Genomic DNA, 17,201 nt, shown 5'->3' with positions numbered 1-17,201 from the left:
CCTCTTTGGTAGTTATGTTATATTATTACATTATCTTCATCACGCAGGTTTTTGCAACCCTGAACAGGGCAGATGGTGTTTTGCAAAGGTAGACTCCGGCGAGCGGGCTATGTCTGAGCACCAGAGCAAACGTTTTCCAGCGCTGGCGAGTTAGCTGATGGTAAAGCGTTACCAGTAAAGGCCGGGCGGGCGCTTGTATTACATGACACAGCACTGATACAAGTGGCTTTGCGATGATCTGGGTTCATTAACACGAACCTAAGTATGACTTGGTAAAATTTGTGACGAGTTAATCTGAGTGCCGAGGTCAGGGCTGCCAGTGACTTAAAAAGTGTATCGGGACCACCCTGATTCATATTGATGGGAATGACAGTCTTGGCACAACAATGACGAACAGATCCTGAGCCAGCGGGCATCTATGCATAACCATTAGTACCCTGGCAGCGCTGTTACCGGTCTCCGTGAGGCCGATGACTTAATATACAAAAATAAGTCGGCCCACTAGTACAACAGTTTCAGCCAGACCCGCCCGAACCTCTCAAGACCATCTCGTATAGCCTGTGACATCTATGTGGGGTTATAAGGATCTGCAGTACTACTTGCCTAACTTTTCGGCTACAGAATTTACCGGGCTTCAACCATCGACCACCCTAAGGTGTCTGAGTAGTCAGTTCTGACCGCTAACAAAGACCAAATACCGGAGTCAGTAAATTAGCATCGCGCCTTCTCATTTGGTGTTTACCACAGATTTGACATGGTAAAGTGATCGTTTTACTCTTTTGTACAGTAATCGTTCTACATTGATTGTGTTGGCGTACTAATCTTTATTCGTCGCTCAGCAGAATCTATAACTGAATCAACTGGAGGCACCACCGATGAATACAGCAATTCCCAGTACTATGTACGGCGTATACCTGACAGCACACGGCGGCCCTGAATGCCTGGAATATCGTACGGATATTCCGGTGCCCAAACCCAAACCCGGCGAAGTATTAATAAAAGTACTGGCGGCGGGGGTGAACAACACGGATATCAATACCCGGGTAGGCTGGTATTCAAAAGGTGATAACGACAGCGAAGATGCCGGCTGGGGCGGCAGCGCCCTGAATCTGCCGCTGATACAGGGCGCAGATGTATGTGGTGAGATTGTGGCTGTGGGTGATAATGTGCCGGCACAGCGGGTTGGCGACAGAGTATTGATTGAGCCCTGCCTGCAGGAGGCCGATGGCAAAACTCTGGATTATCCCTGGTATCTTGGCTCAGAAATCAACGGCGGCTTTGCCCAGTATACCGTGGTGGCAGCGCGTCATGCGGTAACAGTAAACAGCAATCTGTCTGCGGCTGAACTGGCCAGTTTCCCATGTTCTTACTCCACGGCTGAAAATATGCTGACCAAGTCACAGGTCGGTGAACAGGACATTGTGCTGATTACCGGCGCATCCGGTGGGGTAGGCTCGGCGGCAATCCAGCTGGCTAAAGCCCGTGGTGCCACTGTTTATGCGGTCACCAGCCCTGCTAAAGCGGCGCAGCTGACCGAGCTGGGCGCGGACAAAATTATTGAACGGGGCGCAGATCTGGTCCAGACACTGGGCGAAAGCAGCGTGAGTGTAGTGATTGATCTGGTGGCAGGACCAGCCTGGCCGACCTTGCTGGAGATTTTAAAACCGCAGGGCCGGTATGCCGTGTCAGGGGCTATTGCCGGGCCGCTGGTAGAGCTGGATGTCAGAACCCTGTATCTTAAAGATCTGAGTTTTTACGGCTGTACCGTATTACGGCCCGAAGTGTTCGGTAATCTGGTCAGCCGGATTGAGAAACAACAAATTAAACCTTTGGTTGCTCAGGTTTATCCGTTGAAAGATATTAATCAGGCGCAGGAAGCGTTTCAGCAAAAAAGCCACGTGGGCAAGCTGGTATTGCAGGTTGACGGCGCCACAGACTGATTCTGTACTGCGTTATTAATGCTTTTGCACAAACAATGCATCTTTAAGTTTTTTTAGATACCGGCGGCTGACCGGAACCGTGTCGCCGGCATGGGTAATCAGACTGGCCAGCCCGTTGTCCAACAGCTTTATTTCACTAACGCTGCTAAGCCGCACCAAATACTGGCGATGGCAGCGTATCAGGGACGTTTTTTGCTCCAGTGTTTTCAGTGTCAGCTGGGTGTCAGACTGTTGTGATGCTGTTTTAATGTGAACACCGGCCAGATCGCTGAACGCCATATCGATATCCTGTTCAGCAATCAGCCGGATCCGCTGATGGCCTGAGCAGGGAATGTGAGTCAGGGTAGCAGAGCCGGGCGGCAACGACTGAGGTACTGAGCGTTTTTGCAGTCGGTCGAGGGTTTTTGCCAGCCGTTCTGGCTCGACCGGCTTGAGCAGATAATCAAACGCGTTCCCCTCAAAAGCCGCAATAGCATATTGTTCAAAAGCCGTGACCAGTACCACATAAGGCATGGTGTCACCGTCAAGCATGGCCAGCAAATCCAGACCGGATAACTGAGGCATTTCAATATCCAGAAACAGCACATCCGGCTGATGTTGCTGAATCATCTCCAGTCCTTCTATAGCATTGGCTGCCTGTCCGATGACCGTTACACTGCCGGTTTCATCCAGCAGTTCACACAATATATCTCGGGCCAGGGGTTCATCATCAATTACCAGCGCACGTAACATAGGCTACCTTCATTATATTATTGCCGGGCCGGTTTAAGCGGCAGGAGAGGGCGGGAAAGGTGGTTACATTTAGCCAGTTACGAAGTCAGGCATATTATTGCCAACAGTATTGCAAACAGTAAACAGACCGGATGAGGCACCTGCGCCAGCCGGTTACTCATTACACACCGGAATATTGTAGTAGAAATGATGTGCTGCAATTGGCAAGCAATTAATCAGGGCGTTAGTCCACCTAAAATAATACGCTGGATATTATTTAGCGTGCTGTCGAAAAAGGACGGGCTACTCAGATCCTCGCCGGTAACAGCCTTTATTTGCACACTAAAATCCGCGTAATGCTGAGTGATGGCCCAGATACTGAAAATCAGATGATAAGGCTCTACCGGTTTCAGCTTCCCTGAGGCCACCCACTGATTAATGACCGCGCTCTTTGCATCAAGCAGCTGTTTAAGCGGCGTTTCCAGTTCTTTTATCAGCATGGGCGCGCCCTGAACAATCTCCATGCAAAACAGCTTTGACTCAGCCGGGTTGTCCCGGGACATCTCCAGTTTCAGCCTGATGTATTCACCCAATGTTTCAATCGGGTCTTGCTCTGCGCAAAAGCGGTGAAGCGGACTTAGCCATACTTCAAGTAGGTGGGTAATTACCGCCAGATACAGGCCGTCCTTGCTTTTAAAGTAATACAGCAGATTGCTTTTTGATACATCGGCGAGCGCTGACACCTGCTCCACCGTGGTACCACTGACTCCGTTTTCTGCAAATAGCGCCAGAGCAGCCTGCATGATTTTGTGACGCTTAGCGGCAATGGCCTCCTCCCGGCGTTTTTGTGCCTGGGGGCTAAAAATGCGTTCGGATTTTTCCTTTTTAGGGCTCTGTGGCATGAATTTACTTCTTGGTAATAGCCAAACTGGGGTACGTAGTTTAGCGATTGTTGAGGCGGGTTTAAACCAGACTGAACAAAATTGCACCACTATCGAACAGTTGCACTGGACTGGTTACTCCAATTTGAACCGACTGGTCCAGCTTCAGCATCAGATTTATTTAACTTATTGAATTTAAAGAATTAAAAAATATGGTCCACATTATGCTGTTCGGTAATCAACCCGTCACTTCAGTTATTTGAACACGGCGACCTGAAAAAATGCTGCCCCGGCAGCTCAAAACACAGACAAGCAGAGGGAACAACATGGATATAGGTGTCTTCATTCCAATTGGAAACAATGGCTGGTTAATTTCAAAAAACTCACCTCAGTACAAGCCCACTTTTGATCTTAATAAAGAGATTGTGTTGAAAGCTGAAAAGTATGATCTGGATTTTGCATTATCAATGATCAAACTGCGTGGGTTTGGCGGCGAAACCGAGTTCTGGGATTACAATCTGGAATCATTCACCCTGATGGCCGGACTGGCCGCAGTGACCTCAAAAATTCAACTGTATGCCACAGCGGCCACGCTGGTATTGCCGCCGGCCATCATGGCACGAATGGCAAGCACCATCGATTCTATTTCCAATGGGCGGTTTGGGGTCAACCTGGTGACCGGCTGGCAGCGACCCGAATATTCACAAATGGGGATGTGGCCGGGAGATGAGTTTTTTGGTAACCGCTATGAATATCTGGACGAATACATTCAGGTGGTCAAAGAGCTGTGGGAAACCGGCCAGAGTGATTTTAAGGGCGAACATTTTCAGATGGACGACTGCCGGATGTTACCCCAGCCTCAACGCAAAATTCCGCTTATCTGTGCAGGACAAAGTGCAGCAGGTATGGACTTTTCGGCTCGCCACGCTGATTACAATTTTTGTTTTGGTAAAGGCGTTAATACGCCTACAGCGTTTGCCCCTACCGCCGCCCGGTTGACCGACGCTGCGCAAAAGCACAACCGGCAGGTGGGATCGGCGGTGCTGATGATGGTGATTGCTGATGAAACCGACGAAAAAGCCATGGCGAAGTGGGAAAGCTATAAAGAGGGCAAGGACCAGTCAGCTCTTGACTGGATGGCTACACAGGGCGCTGCGGATAAAAAATCAGACAAAGATACTAACATCCGGGACATGACGAATCCCACTTCGGCGGTGAACCTGAACATGGGAACGCTGGTCGGGTCTTTTCAGTCGGTGGCTGCCATGCTCGATGAAATCGCTACTGTACCAGGCTGCGAAGGGGTGCTGCTGACATTTGATGACTTTTTGCAGGGGATGGATGATTTTGGCACCCGGATTCAGCCTTTGATGAAATCCCGTCAGCATCTGGCCGGTGCTTCAGGAGCTGCATAATGAACAGGGATAAAATGTACGAGGTGGCGGGCAGTTTTGTTGATCGGCAAGCGGGCCAGCCAATACTGGCGGCCCAACCTGAGCCTTTGCTGTTAAATCCCGCAGAAACGGCTGTGATTGTAGTGGATCTGCAAAACGCTTACGCCAGCGAGCAGGGCTATCTGGATAAAGCGGGGTTTGATGTATCGGCCACCGAGCCGGTTATCAGTAATACAGTGAAAGTACTGCACACGGCTCGCCAGGCCCAAATGCCGGTTATCTTTTTGCAAAATGGATGGGACCCGCAATATCAGGAAGCAGGCGGGCCGGGCTCTCCGAACTGGTATAAGTCAAATGCGCTTAAAACCATGCGCCGCAATCCGCAACTGCACGGCAGTTTACTGGCAAAAGGCACCTGGGATTATCAGCTGGTGGATGCCTTAACCCCGCAAAAAGACGATATCGTCATACCCAAAACCCGATACAGCGGTTTTTATAATACCAACCTCGACAGCATGCTTCGCGCACGGGGCATTCGCAACCTGGTGTTTACCGGCATTGCCACAAATGTATGTGTGGAGTCTACCTTACGTGACGGCTTTCACCTGGAGTACTTCGGTGTGGTGCTCGAGGACGCGGTATATCAGGCCGGGCCACGGGAAATTCACGATGCGTCCTTGTACAACATTCAAACCTTTTTTGGCTGGGTCTCTGACACGCAACAATTTTGCGAAGTCATCGGTCAGCTTCCATCCACCTCTAACGCACAGTAATCAGGAACCTATTATGCCCAAAAAAGCCATTATTCCCGCCGGAACGTCCACGCCAATAGCGCCGTTTGTACCAGGTTCTATGGCCGACAATATTTTGTATGTATCAGGCACGCTGCCATTTGATGCCAATAATGACGTGGTGCATGTGGGTGACGCAGAAGCCCAGACGCGCCATGTGCTGGAAACTATCAAAAGTGTGATTGAAGCTGCTGGCGGTACCATGGCCGATGTCACCTTTAATTCCATCTTTATTACCGACTGGGCCAACTATGCCGCGGTAAACAGAGTGTATGCAGAGTATTTCCCGGGTGAGAAGCCTGCCCGGTACTGTATTCAGGTTGGACTGGTTAAACCTGAAGCGCTGATTGAAATCGCCTCAGTCGCGCATCTGGAGTAAACCACTATGATTCAAACACTGACTGGCTGCGCTCACTGGCTGTATCTGGGAGAAATGTATGCATTTTGAAGAATACGGCCTGACCTCATCCAACGCGCCGGTGCTGGTGTTCAGTTCAGGGTTGGGCGGTGCGGCCAGATTCTGGTATCCCCAGCTGGATGCAGTGAGCCGCCATTATCGGGTGATTGTTTATGATCAGGCCGGCACTAATAACAGCCCTCAGACGTTACCGGCCAATTACCGCATTGCTGATATGGCGGAGGAACTGGCTGAACTGCTGGGCCAGGCCGATGTGCAGCAATGTCATCTGGTTGGCCATGCGCTGGGCGGTCTGGTTGGGCTACAACTGGCGCTGAGTTATTCGCATCTGCTATCCAGCCTGACCCTGGTTAACGCCTGGGCTGAACCGAACCCCCACAGCCAGCGCTGTTTTGATATACGCAAAGCGTTACTGGCGGCCGGGCAATTCCGCAGTTATCTGCAATTACAGGCACTGTTGCTTTATCCGCCCGACTGGATTGCCGGGCATGCCGGACTGTTGGCTGAGGAAGAAACCCACGCACTGGCCGCTTTTCCTGATATCGACAACCTGCTGGCCCGGATTGAAGCGCTAACCACCTTCGATATCACCGGCCAGCTGGGCGACATTCATATACCTGTGGGAGTCATTGCCAATAAGGATGATGCGCTGGTGCCCTGGCAGCGCTCTGAACAGCTAGCCAACGCACTGCCGAATGCCACTTTATCGTTAGTGGAATACGGCGGGCATGCTTCCAGTGTGACAATACCAGAACAATTCAACCAGTTATTGCTCAGCCACTTACAGGGCTTTGGCACCATGAAACTTGTTAACCGGAATTAGATTTATGACAACACCTCTTTCGCAGCAGGCACTGGAACAGCTTTTTACCGGGGCCCATACCCACACCAGCTGGCAGGATAAAGCTATTGAGCCGCAGATATTGAGCCAGCTGTATGCGCTGGTAAAAGTGGGCTCAACATCAGCCAACTGTAGCCCGGCCCGCTTTGTTTTTATTACCAGCGAGCAGGGCAGGGAAAAACTAAAGCCGTGCCTGTCCAGCGGTAATGTTGAGCAGACCATGACCGCACCCTGCACAGTGATCGTGGCCTACGATGAGCAGTTTTATAACGAGTTGCCCACGCTGTTTCCTTACGCCGATGCCAAAAGCTGGTTTACCTCCAGCCCGCAGGCTGCCTATGAAACCGCACTGCGCAACAGCTCCATGCAGGGGGCTTATCTGCTTAGCGCGGCCCGGGCGCTAGGGCTGGATACCGGGGCCATGTCCGGATTTAATCCGCAAGCCCTGAATGACACCTTTTTTGCTGACAGCACATGGAAGGTTAATTTTTTACTCAACATTGGTTATGGCGACGGCAAAAAAGTTCATGAACGCTTACCCCGCCTGAGCTTTGAACAAGCCTGCCAGATTATTTAATGTGACAAAAAGGATCTCTGTATGACTATTACAGCACTCAATGAAGTTGTTACCACGCCCGTCCGGACCGTCTCGCCTGACACTTACCGAAAAGGGATGGCGGGGCTGGCCGCAGCCGTCAATATTGTCACTACCGAAGGCCCGCAAGGACCTGCCGGCTTTACCGCTACTGCCGTGTGTAGTGTCAGTGATGATCCGGCAACACTTCTGGTCTGCCTGAATCGCGGTGCCTCAGTGCATAGTATTTTTGCCCAGAGTCAGCATCTGGCTATCAACACCCTGACATCTGTTCAGTCGCCATTATCGAACCTGTTTGGCGGTAAAGCGCCGATGGCCGAACGTTTTGAAAGCGGAGCCTGGGCAACGTCGGCAAACGGCTCACCGGTGCTAAGTGACGCGGCAGTATGCTTTGACTGTGTGATCACCGAGATAAAGAATGTGGCCACCCACGATGTGCTGTTTTGTCAGGTCACTGATATCCGGCTTAACGAAGAAGCCGACGCCTTGCTCTATTATCAGCGCGGCTATCACTCAGTTTGCCAGGATGTTTAACCCAAAGGATTGAAACAGATATGAAAGTAGTTGGTCATTTTATTAACGGCGAAACCTGTACTCCCAAAGGACGTATGCAGGAAGTATTTAACCCTGCTACCGGCGAGCCGGAAAAACTGGTTTTACTGGCGTCAGCTCAAACGGTGAATGAGACCATAGTCACAGCCCAGAATGCGTTCAGTGAATGGCGTAATACGCCGGTCAGTAAACGCGCCCGCATTATGTTTAATTTTAAACATCTGCTGGAACAGCACGCAGAAGAGATTATTGCGCTGATTGGCGCTGAGCACGGCAAGATCAGTCATGATGCAGCCGGTGAGTTGCAGCGGGGGATTGAAAACGTGGAATTTGCGTGCGGTGCTCCACAGCTGTTAAAAGGTGAGCATACCAAAAACGTAGGGCCGGGCATTGATGCCTGGAGTGAATTTCAGCCACTGGGTGTGGTTACTGGGATCACGCCATTCAACTTTCCGGCCATGGTGCCTTTATGGATGTTCCCGCTGGCCATAGTATGCGGCAATACCTTTATTCTTAAACCCTCAGAGCGCAACCCAAGCTGTGCGATCTTTCTGGCTCGGCTGCTAAAAGAAGCCGGCTTGCCGGACGGCGTATTTAACGTGATAAACGGTGATAAAGAAGCCGTGGACGCACTGCTTAATGATGAGCGTACCAAAGCAGTCAGCTTTGTTGGCTCAACCCCGGTGGCCGAGTCTGTTTACACTCAGGCCAGTGCCCGGGGTAAGCGCTGTCAGGCCCTTGGCGGAGCAAAGAATCACGCCATCGTCATGCCGGATGCTGATTTGGATAATGCAGCGAATCAGTTGCTGGGGGCGGCTTTTGGCTCCTCAGGTGAACGTTGCATGGCGCTGTCGGTAGTGCTGGCGGTGGGCGATGATGTGGCCGACCGGTTAGTGGATAAACTGCAAACCGGTATGCTGGGATTAAAAGCAGGACACTGCAGTGATCCGGCTAACGATTTTGGGCCGCTTATTACCCAACAGCACAAAGACAAGGTGGCCGGATACATTGCCAGTGCAGCCAGTGATGGGGCGCATATTGTGGTTGATGGGCGCGAGCCGGAAGGACTGGATGAGGGCTTTTTTCTGGGCGCGACGCTTATTGATAATGTCACCTCCGACATGGCCAGTTATCAGGCAGAAATATTCGGTCCAGTATTGCAGGTGATGCGGGTGGAAAGCATGCAGGAGGCGATGCGTATCGTCGATGAGCATGAATTTGGTAACGGCACCTGCATTTTTACCCGGGACGGTGAAGCCGCGCGCTATTTTTCTGATCATATTGAAGTGGGAATGGTGGGAATCAATGTTCCGCTGCCCGTTCCTGTGGCCTATCACAGCTTTGGCGGCTGGAAACGCTCACTATTTGGCGACCTGCATGCGTATGGTCCTGATGGCGTCCGCTTTTATACCCGTCGAAAAACGATTACCCAGCGCTGGCCTTCCAGCGGCGTACGCGACGGCGTGAGCTTTTCATTCCCCAGCTGATACGCCACATCATTACATAAAATAATAATTAAACCAGCACCGTGCAGTGTGCCCTTTAAAGGCGCTGCCACGGACTGGAATTTGTGGCCTTCGATACGCAGTTCTCATCGACAGTTACTCTTAAAATATCGGGACAACACCGCCGCAACGGCTTGTTAAAAAGAACAATAAAATGAGAGTACAACATGCAAATGTTAAACACACACAGGTGTCTGCTGGCGCTGACTGTATCAATGGCACTGACTGTGGTGCCGGCGGCTGAGGCCGCAGCAAACGTGTGGGAAACCATCGAGGTAACCGCACAAAAGCGTAATGAGAATATTAGCGATGTTGGCATTGCGCTGACCGCATTTTCAGGCCAACAAATGGATGCACTGGGGCTGGAAAGCAGTACAGACTTAATTGCATTTACACCCGGCGTATCGCTGGCCGGTGATATTGGCGGCCAGCGCGCGATTTTTAATATTCGTGGTGTGGTGCAAAATGATTATGCTGATCTGGCCGAAGCGCCCGTCGCGGTCTATGTCGACAACGGCTATCTGGCCAGTACGCAGGCGCAGACTTTCGGCTTGTTTGATGTAGAGCGCATCGAAATTCTCAAAGGGCCGCAGGGGACGCTGTTCGGCAGAAATGCAACCGGTGGTCTGGTGAATACCATAACAGCAAAACCCACCGAAACCACTGAAGGGTTTGCCGAAGTCACCGCTGCAAGGTTTGATCAGTATCGGTTCGAGGGTGCTGTTTCCGGCAAACTGACAAAAGGCATTTATGGTCGTTTATCCGGCTTTACCAATCAGCAGGGTGAGATTCTCGAAAATATCTATGAGGACGGCGCTGCGCCGGATACACGTTTGGGGTCGCAGGGCGGCGGGGAAGATGGCTTCAACGATGACACCAAAGCGCTGCGTGGACAGCTGATGTTTGACATCGCCGGAAAGGGCAGCTTTCTGCTAAGCGCAAACTGGGCAGATACGACAAAAAGCGAAGGTCCGTACCAGGTTATTAATACTACCGAGGTGAAAGATGCTGCCGGTAACGTGACCGATGTGATTTATGCTGCCGATGATCCTCTGGGGTGCGATACGATTCAGGCAGGGATCTGCGTGGATGGTAATTTCAATGGCGATCCATTACGCCCGGTTCAGGGAGGGGATTTCAACGGTAATTTTGATCCCGATGGATCGGGAAACCTGGTCAACAAAGATTTTGCTTTTGATGACCAGAATAAAATTAAATCTCACGGTGTGGCCGGTACGCTGGAATATGCCTTTGATGAATTTGATCTGTTTGCGATGTCTGACTACAAACAGTTCAAGCGAACAGTGGGGCTGGATTCTGACCAGACGGCGTCCCCTGAGCTGATATTTCAGTCTGACAGCACAATAGAGCAGTACAGCCAGGAAGTACGTCTTTCCGGTATGACGAGCGATGTAAAATGGGTGTCCGGTGTATATCTGCTGCGTGTTGACACCGATTACAGTCAGGGACTGGCCGGTTCCCCGACCACTTTTTTTCTGGGCGGGGAGGAAAACAATACACTGGTGAGTCTGGCCACAGATTCCTATTCTGTATTTGGTCAGATGGACTATAGCTTCACCGATGCCTTTGTTCTGGTAAGCGGGCTGCGGTATACCCGGGAAAATAAAACGTTCAGCGGTAATGTTTACCAGAATCAGAATACCAATGATCGTGTGATAGAGATAAATACACAGTCACCTTCACTGGAATCAGTGGATGACAACAATGATCAGGATTTATGGTCTGCTAAATTGCAGTTGGAGTACAGCATTGGTGAAACCCTGTATTACGCTGGTATTAACAGAGGGGTCAAAGCCGGTAGTTTCAATGCGCCATTATTCGGGGGGTTCAGTCAGTACAGACCCGAGGAACTCACGGCGTATGAAGCGGGTATGAAGCACAGTTTTATGGCTAACCGTGGTGTTCTGAATGCCGGTATTTTTTACTATGATTATACTGATTATCAGTCATTTTCCTGGGTGAATAACGCCGGTGTGGTATCTAACGAACAAGCCACGTTTCGCGGTGCTGAGCTCGAACTCTTCCTCACTCCTAATGCCCGGCTTGATCTCATGATCAACATATCTTACACCGATGCTGTTGTAGAAGACCTGGAAGTAGCATCAGGCTATTTTGCCGATACTACCCCGCCTTTTACGCCTGAAATTCAGGCCTCAGCCATGATCAGGTACAATTGGAACGTATTTAAAGGTAATATGGCTGCCCAGCTGTCGGGCAGTTATCAGTCTGAAACATTCCACAATGCCCGCAATTTCACCGCTCACAAAATTGGTAGTTATACCAAGGCCGATGCGCGCGTGACCTGGGCAGACAGTGACAATGTGTGGCGACTGGCGGCATACATAGATAATCTGTTTGACTCAGATCACGAACTGATTGGTTTTGATGTGACCGGTTTTTATGGCACCAGTCAGATTTCGTATGCCAAACCCCGCACTTACGGGGTATCAGTCAGACGCAACTTTTAACCAGACTGGTTCAGGCGTTTAGTCAGAAGCCGTGCTTACCGGCGCTGCTTCTGCTGTGCCGGCACTTCGCTTATTAATTAATGACAACCTTTCTTAAAGGATATGCATCGTGGATAAAAGTAGCAATCAGCCCATGATAAAACCCTCTCATTACGACAGTGACTTATGGAATGAAGATCTGGCTCCGACCACTGTGGAAACCCGGACCTGGGTATGGAAAGACTACGCTGCGCTATGGGTAGCCATGGTGGTGTGTGTACCCACTTACTTACTGTCTGCCGGATTAGTGTCTGAAGGCATGAACTGGTATCAGGCTGTGATTACCGTGTTACTGGGCAATGTCATTGTACTGGTACCGATGATGTTTATCGGGCATGCAGGGGCAAAATACGGGGTGCCGTTTCCGGTTCTGTTACGCAGCTCGTTTGGCACCCGGGGCGCTAAAATTCCGGCAGTCGCGCGAGGGCTGGTGGCCTGTGGCTGGTTTGGTATTAATACCTGGGTAGGTGGCAGTGCTATTTATGTGATTTTAAATAGCGTCAGCAGTGATTTTTTTGTGGGTCAGCCCCTGCCGGTACTGGGCATTGATATTACCCAAACTCTCTGCTTTTTTGCTTTTTGGGCCATGCATCTGGTGTTTATAAAACACGGCACCGAGTCCATTCGCTGGCTGGAAACCTTTGCCGCCCCGTTTTTAATTTTAATGGGACTGGCCCTGCTTGGCTGGGCGTACGTTCAGGCAGGCGGGTTTGACAATATGCTCTCTACGCCGTCCCAGTTTGTGCCAGGTGGTGCCAAAGAAGGGCATTTCTGGCCGACTTTTTTTGCCGGACTGACTTCCATGGTCGGGTTCTGGGCAACAATGGCATTAAACATTCCCGATTTCACCCGGTTTGCACGCTCGCAAAAAGACCAGATGATTGGACAGGCAGTGGGACTGCCATTACCCATGGCGTTATTTGCATTTATCGGCGTGGCGGTCACTTCAGCCACCGTGACCATTTATGGCGAAGCCATATGGGACCCGGTGGAACTGGCCGGTCGCATGGGGGGACTGGGCGTGGTACTGGCACTGGCTGCGCTGGCGCTGGCTACACTTACCACTAATCTGGCGGCCAACATGGTGGCACCGGCTTACGGTTTTTCCAATCTGGCGCCCTCGAAGGTCAGCTTTAAAATGGGTGGCTATATTACCGCCGGAATCGGCGTTGCTATTTTCCCCTGGAAGTTACTGGAAACCGCAGGCGGCTACCTGTTTACCTGGCTAACCGGCTATTCAGCGCTGCTGGGGCCTATCGCCGGTATTCTGATTGCTGACTATTTTATTTTACGCAAATCTACCCTGAATATTGATGCACTGTTCCAGCATCAGGGAGAATATGCAGCCACTAAAGGCTGGAATATGGCAGGCATCACAGCATTGGTGATAGGTGTACTGCCCAATATCCCGGGCTTTTTTCATGCTGCTGGTATTGTAAACTCCGTACCGGCGATATTTGACACCCTATACGCCTACGCCTGGTTTGTCGGCTTATTGGTGGCAAGCATTGTCTATATGTTGCTGGCCAAAAAGCAGCCAGCCTACGCCAGCGTAAATAGTGTGCCCTGAGCAGGTTAGTTAGCAAAGCCGGAATACTCTTCCGGCATTGCCTGGCATTTATAGACAAGAAATTGACCTTTAATATCCACATCTACGGCGAATTTTGGGAGCGCGAGGATCAATCCGGCAACATAAGCGTGTTACATGTCTGATTACCGAAGCTAACTTGTTTTCTATTAAAGAAGACTATAATTCCCTGAGTTCAAATAAGAGGGGCAATGATGACTCAGAAATCTTTTGGTAGGTTCTGGGGAGGTGATATAAAACCCATTCCCAAAAATTGATATTACCAGACAAGTCGTATCAACCAGCCCAGCAGCCACACCAATCTTGAACCTCACATCGCCTGCAGCGCGTTTGGAACCAGTATTTTAGGCTTTGAAGTGTTAGCTTTCGCTTTTTGCTTTGTCCGGACAAAAGAATGACATCTTTTATAAATAACGGAAACATTGCGTCAGCTTTCATTGTCTCTTAAGTACGAATATTGTTAACTTCAAGTACAACGAATACGCTATTTTTTATGAGAAAAGCAGAGTTTTATCAGGCGTAACTATTTGCTGATATAAAAATATGGCTAAATTCGGGATGAGGTAAAACGCAGAAAGAAAAGATAATGGTGATAAAGCAAAAAAAAGAGCCGGATAACCGGCTCTTTTTTAAATCTTTTTAAGCAATATTAGGCAACATTAACGTTGCTTGCTTGTGGACCTTTCTGGCCTTGCTCAACAGTGTAAGATACGCTTTGACCTTCAGCCAACGTTTTAAAGCCGTCAGAAACGATTGAACGGAAGTGTACAAAAACATCTTTTCCGCCGTCGCTAGGGCTAATGAAACCAAAGCCTTTATCTTCGTTAAACCATTTTACTGTGCCAATAGATTGATTAGACATATTTGAAACCTTTTTAAAAAATAATGATGGTAAAAATTACCTGAGCGCGATAGATAGTTAACTTGACTAATAAAACTGATGAATATCTATGCCGACTTTTTAAAAAAAGGTAGTAGTAGAAAACAGAGCTGTAGTAGAAAGGGCTTTATTTATCTAAAGCGTGTGTATAGTAGGCCCTTTATTTACGTAAGTAAAGTCTTTATTTGAAAATAAATCTGCCTGAGGCCAAACACTCTATTTTTGTAGTGTCTTTTGTATTCATGGTTTAAATCGTATCAATGAATTAGCACGGCAGATAAATCTTAGTTAGCATTTAATGCCTTGCCTAAGATATCGGTCTGATAGGCTACATTGGCAATATTCAATCATTGTACCAGATAGGGTGGTCATTGGCCTGGCTGTGGACAGAGCAGGGCAGGCAGAGAATAGATAGCTGATTTGAACTTAACTTATATATATTTATGGTCTTTATTGCCGCCCGGCATCAGATAACTCCCGCTTTTTGCAATATGTTAAGAGTAGGGGCGAGTTGCTGCTCGTACTTTTTCCACCGGCCTACTGAACTGGTATGGACTTTTTCTCTTACCTGAACTGCACTGGCCGTCGTCACCGCAGTGTTATTTTTTTCAAACGCTGAGCAATCATCTTCCCATTCCAGGCCAAGATCTTTTATTAATTTTTGGGCAGAGCTATGATTGTCCTGAACAATATCCTCGTAAGCGATGTCAATGATCTTACCCGGCATCACAGCGTGCCAGTGAGCCATTAATTGTCGATACATCACGTAGTGCTCGGCCATTTCAGTTTGGTCGTAGCTATGCGGGTAAACCTCTTCAAAAAGCTGCTTGTAAACGGCAAAACAGGTATCAATGGGGTTGCGTGTTACATGGATGATTCTGGCATTCGGAAATGCCTTTACAATAAACCCGAGCAACATAAAGTTCATCGGGAATTTATCGATAAAGTAAGGGGTATTTCCTTTTACTTTGTCGACGCCGGTTAAATATGAGCGGGCTAATTCTGCAGCAGAAACCTGTTTGGCTTTTTCAATTAGCTCAGCCGAGATAAATTCTTTTGTGCGCACACCGCTCATAGCTCTTAGTGACATGGCTAATTGCACGGACTCACCGGCTGAGTGAACCTGGCTATGGCTTGAAACAATCCTGTCTACCAGCGTTGTGCCGGTGCGGGGTTGCCCTACAATAAAAATAGGGGTGGCATCATGCCGAACATTTGTTTTGTTGTTGAGCCAGTCTTTTGTGCAAACACGCCTTAGCGTATCAAAGGTTCGACGGGCCTCATTGCGATCGTAATGCAATAACCGGCGTTTTGCCGCCGCGCCTTGTTCAAACGCACTGAATGCCTGCTGCCAGTGTTGTGTATCTTCAAAGAGCTTGCCGGCAGCATACCCAAGATAGGCTTTCTCGATATCTGGCATGTTAGGCGTATTCATCAGCAATACCAATTCATTTGCCATGCCATTATCTTCGGCCTTTATCAGGGAAGATAAAATCCAGCGGGATTCTGCGTAATAGGGATTAAGCTCAATCGCTCTTTGTATGGCCCTTTGCGCCCCCTGAAAATCACCCAGCCCCAACAGATTTACCGCCAGAGCATGATGATAAATGGCGGCCTGAGGCGATTTTTCGACTGCTTTGTTGAGTAACCCGGACGCTTCTTCAAGCTGTCCTAACAGACTCAGAACATGTGCCATAGGACGTAAAACATGCGCTTTCTCACTATTAAGATTTAGCGCTTTTTTTACCGATATTTCAGCGGCAGGCATATTGCCAGTCTGGCTGTGAACAAGAGCTAAAAAAGCCCAGTAATCAGCAACTGTCGGGTCGAGTTCCGTGGCCCTGATAAAGCCTCTCAGGGCAATATCAAGTTGTCTGGTTTGTATGGCAACTCTGGCAAGCAGGTAATGCGCCTGGGGCACTTGGTTGTCAGATTTTAAAGTGTCTTGCGCAATCGCGGCGACTTGTCTGATGTCACCTTTTTCTAATGCGTTAAAGGCCTTAATCAATTGCGGTGCAAATGGTGTGTTATCCAGCCCTTTTTCAATAATTTCATTATTGAATGCATGCTTGTCCATGCTTACGCCTGCAGTCATTGAAAACAGAAAGTGTAAAGGAGGTTGAAAGAGAGTCAAGTGCTTAAAAACCAATGACATGTATGAGGCGTTTTTTGAGGTGTAATAGTGACGATGGCCATGTAACTAGCCTGGCCAGGCCAGCAGCATAGTCATGTCTGGTGATAACAAGACGTGGTAGACAGGCCCGAATGATGACCCTGAATTAAGGCGAAAAACCGTATGGTTAGCGGCTGCTCAAAGTAACATTGTAAAGATACAATGAGTTTGACCGATGGTGATTTAATTAACAAACAGCACACTACAGGCTTCAAGGCACTTGTCTGCCTTTATTTACCGTAGTCTGGCACCTTTGTCAAAATGGTCCGGAACAAAGTTCCTGTCCGCTATATGTCCTTACTGTATAGCCAAATAGTCAGAATGTAACTGTCTGTGTTATTCCCCGAACCCGCTGACTGCCTCTTTCCAATTATATGTCGGGCTGATCCATCTATATTGTTTTA

The 17,201-nt window shown here is 49.2% G+C and carries 14 protein-coding genes; 10 read left to right on the top strand and 4 right to left on the bottom strand.

Annotation, left to right across the window (positions count from 1 at the left end; all coding sequences use genetic code 11):
- Positions 1-875: 875 nt before the first annotated feature.
- Positions 876-1,940, top strand: a complete 1,065-nt coding sequence (locus EZV72_RS11955) for an alcohol dehydrogenase family protein (RefSeq protein WP_137167464.1) — start codon at positions 876-878, stop codon at positions 1,938-1,940.
- A 15-nt stretch (positions 1,941-1,955) separates the two neighbouring features.
- On the opposite strand, the gene btsR is transcribed toward EZV72_RS11955, so the two are convergent.
- Both btsR and rutR read right to left on the bottom strand, forming a co-directional pair.
- Positions 1,956-2,672 carry a two-component system response regulator BtsR gene (gene btsR, locus EZV72_RS11950; protein WP_137167463.1) on the bottom strand — a complete coding sequence of 239 codons (717 nt, stop codon included), beginning with the start codon at positions 2,670-2,672 and terminating at the stop codon, positions 1,956-1,958.
- 215 nt (positions 2,673-2,887) lie between these two features.
- Positions 2,888-3,553: an HTH-type transcriptional regulator RutR gene (gene rutR, locus EZV72_RS11945; RefSeq protein ID WP_137167462.1), complete on the bottom strand. Its 666-nt coding sequence runs from the start codon at positions 3,551-3,553 to the stop codon at positions 2,888-2,890.
- 305 nt (positions 3,554-3,858) lie between these two features.
- On the opposite strand from rutR, the gene rutA reads away from it, so the two are divergent.
- The 9 genes from rutA (at position 3,859) to EZV72_RS11900 (ending at position 13,726) form a co-directional block, all read left to right on the top strand.
- Positions 3,859-4,947: a pyrimidine utilization protein A gene (gene rutA / locus EZV72_RS11940; RefSeq protein ID WP_137167461.1), complete on the top strand. Its 1,089-nt coding sequence runs from the start codon at positions 3,859-3,861 to the stop codon at positions 4,945-4,947.
- Entirely contained in the window at positions 4,947-5,699 is a 753-nt protein-coding gene (gene rutB, locus EZV72_RS11935; protein WP_137167460.1) for a pyrimidine utilization protein B, read from the top strand. Before rutA ends, rutB begins: the two co-directional genes overlap by 1 nt.
- 13 nt (positions 5,700-5,712) lie before the next feature.
- On the top strand, positions 5,713-6,096 hold the full coding sequence (gene rutC, locus EZV72_RS11930) for a pyrimidine utilization protein C (RefSeq protein WP_137167459.1): 384 nt from the start codon (positions 5,713-5,715) through the stop codon (positions 6,094-6,096).
- A 58-nt stretch (positions 6,097-6,154) separates the two neighbouring features.
- Positions 6,155-6,958 (top strand): pyrimidine utilization protein D, encoded by an 804-nt coding sequence (gene rutD, locus EZV72_RS11925; protein ID WP_137167458.1) that lies wholly within the window; start codon positions 6,155-6,157, stop codon positions 6,956-6,958.
- 4 nt (positions 6,959-6,962) lie between these two features.
- Complete coding sequence (locus EZV72_RS11920) at positions 6,963-7,553, top strand: malonic semialdehyde reductase (protein WP_137167457.1); 591 nt, start codon at positions 6,963-6,965, stop codon at positions 7,551-7,553.
- A gap of 21 nt (positions 7,554-7,574) precedes the next feature.
- A complete protein-coding gene (locus EZV72_RS11915) occupies positions 7,575-8,105 on the top strand; it encodes a flavin reductase (RefSeq protein WP_137167456.1) in 531 nt (176 codons plus the stop codon).
- A 20-nt stretch (positions 8,106-8,125) separates the two neighbouring features.
- Positions 8,126-9,610, top strand: a complete 1,485-nt coding sequence (locus tag EZV72_RS11910; RefSeq protein WP_137167455.1) for a CoA-acylating methylmalonate-semialdehyde dehydrogenase — start codon at positions 8,126-8,128, stop codon at positions 9,608-9,610.
- A 185-nt stretch (positions 9,611-9,795) separates the two neighbouring features.
- Positions 9,796-12,117: a TonB-dependent receptor gene (locus EZV72_RS11905; protein WP_137167454.1), complete on the top strand. Its 2,322-nt coding sequence runs from the start codon at positions 9,796-9,798 to the stop codon at positions 12,115-12,117.
- Positions 12,118-12,226: 109 nt separating this feature from the next.
- On the top strand, positions 12,227-13,726 hold the full coding sequence (locus EZV72_RS11900) for an NCS1 family nucleobase:cation symporter-1 (RefSeq protein ID WP_137167453.1): 1,500 nt from the start codon (positions 12,227-12,229) through the stop codon (positions 13,724-13,726).
- Between the two features lie 667 nt (positions 13,727-14,393).
- Here EZV72_RS11900 and cspE read toward each other — a convergent pair.
- The gene (gene cspE, locus EZV72_RS11895) at positions 14,394-14,606 is read right to left on the bottom strand and encodes a transcription antiterminator/RNA stability regulator CspE (protein ID WP_137167452.1); all 213 of its coding nucleotides are present in this window, start codon (positions 14,604-14,606) and stop codon (positions 14,394-14,396) included.
- 484 nt (positions 14,607-15,090) lie between these two features.
- A complete protein-coding gene (locus EZV72_RS11890; RefSeq protein WP_175405110.1) occupies positions 15,091-16,701 on the bottom strand; it encodes a tetratricopeptide repeat-containing sulfotransferase family protein in 1,611 nt (536 codons plus the stop codon).
- Positions 16,702-17,201 lie beyond the last annotated feature (500 nt).

Origin of the sequence: Salinimonas lutimaris, from assembly GCF_005222225.1 — a bacterium.
Classification (GTDB): Bacteria; Pseudomonadota; Gammaproteobacteria; order Enterobacterales; family Alteromonadaceae; genus Alteromonas; species Alteromonas lutimaris.
The sequence above is the reverse complement of the archived record's forward strand: the minus strand, read 5'-3'. Positions and strand labels throughout refer to the sequence as shown.

Excerpts from the sequence above, each read along its gene's own strand:
- EZV72_RS11955 (WP_137167464.1), top strand. The coding sequence starts at position 876 with ATGAATACAGCAATTCCCAGTACTATGTACGGCGTATACCTGACAGCA.
- btsR (WP_137167463.1), bottom strand. The coding sequence starts at position 2,672 with ATGTTACGTGCGCTGGTAATTGATGATGAACCCCTGGCCCGAGATATA.
- rutR (WP_137167462.1), bottom strand. The coding sequence starts at position 3,553 with ATGCCACAGAGCCCTAAAAAGGAAAAATCCGAACGCATTTTTAGCCCC.
- rutA (WP_137167461.1), top strand. The coding sequence starts at position 3,859 with ATGGATATAGGTGTCTTCATTCCAATTGGAAACAATGGCTGGTTAATT.
- rutB (WP_137167460.1), top strand. The coding sequence starts at position 4,947 with ATGAACAGGGATAAAATGTACGAGGTGGCGGGCAGTTTTGTTGATCGG.
- rutC (WP_137167459.1), top strand. The coding sequence starts at position 5,713 with ATGCCCAAAAAAGCCATTATTCCCGCCGGAACGTCCACGCCAATAGCG.
- rutD (WP_137167458.1), top strand. The coding sequence starts at position 6,155 with ATGCATTTTGAAGAATACGGCCTGACCTCATCCAACGCGCCGGTGCTG.
- EZV72_RS11920 (WP_137167457.1), top strand. The coding sequence starts at position 6,963 with ATGACAACACCTCTTTCGCAGCAGGCACTGGAACAGCTTTTTACCGGG.
- EZV72_RS11915 (WP_137167456.1), top strand. The coding sequence starts at position 7,575 with ATGACTATTACAGCACTCAATGAAGTTGTTACCACGCCCGTCCGGACC.
- EZV72_RS11910 (WP_137167455.1), top strand. The coding sequence starts at position 8,126 with ATGAAAGTAGTTGGTCATTTTATTAACGGCGAAACCTGTACTCCCAAA.
- EZV72_RS11905 (WP_137167454.1), top strand. The coding sequence starts at position 9,796 with ATGCAAATGTTAAACACACACAGGTGTCTGCTGGCGCTGACTGTATCA.
- cspE (WP_137167452.1), bottom strand. The coding sequence starts at position 14,606 with ATGTCTAATCAATCTATTGGCACAGTAAAATGGTTTAACGAAGATAAA.
- EZV72_RS11890 (WP_175405110.1), bottom strand. The coding sequence starts at position 16,701 with ATGGACAAGCATGCATTCAATAATGAAATTATTGAAAAAGGGCTGGAT.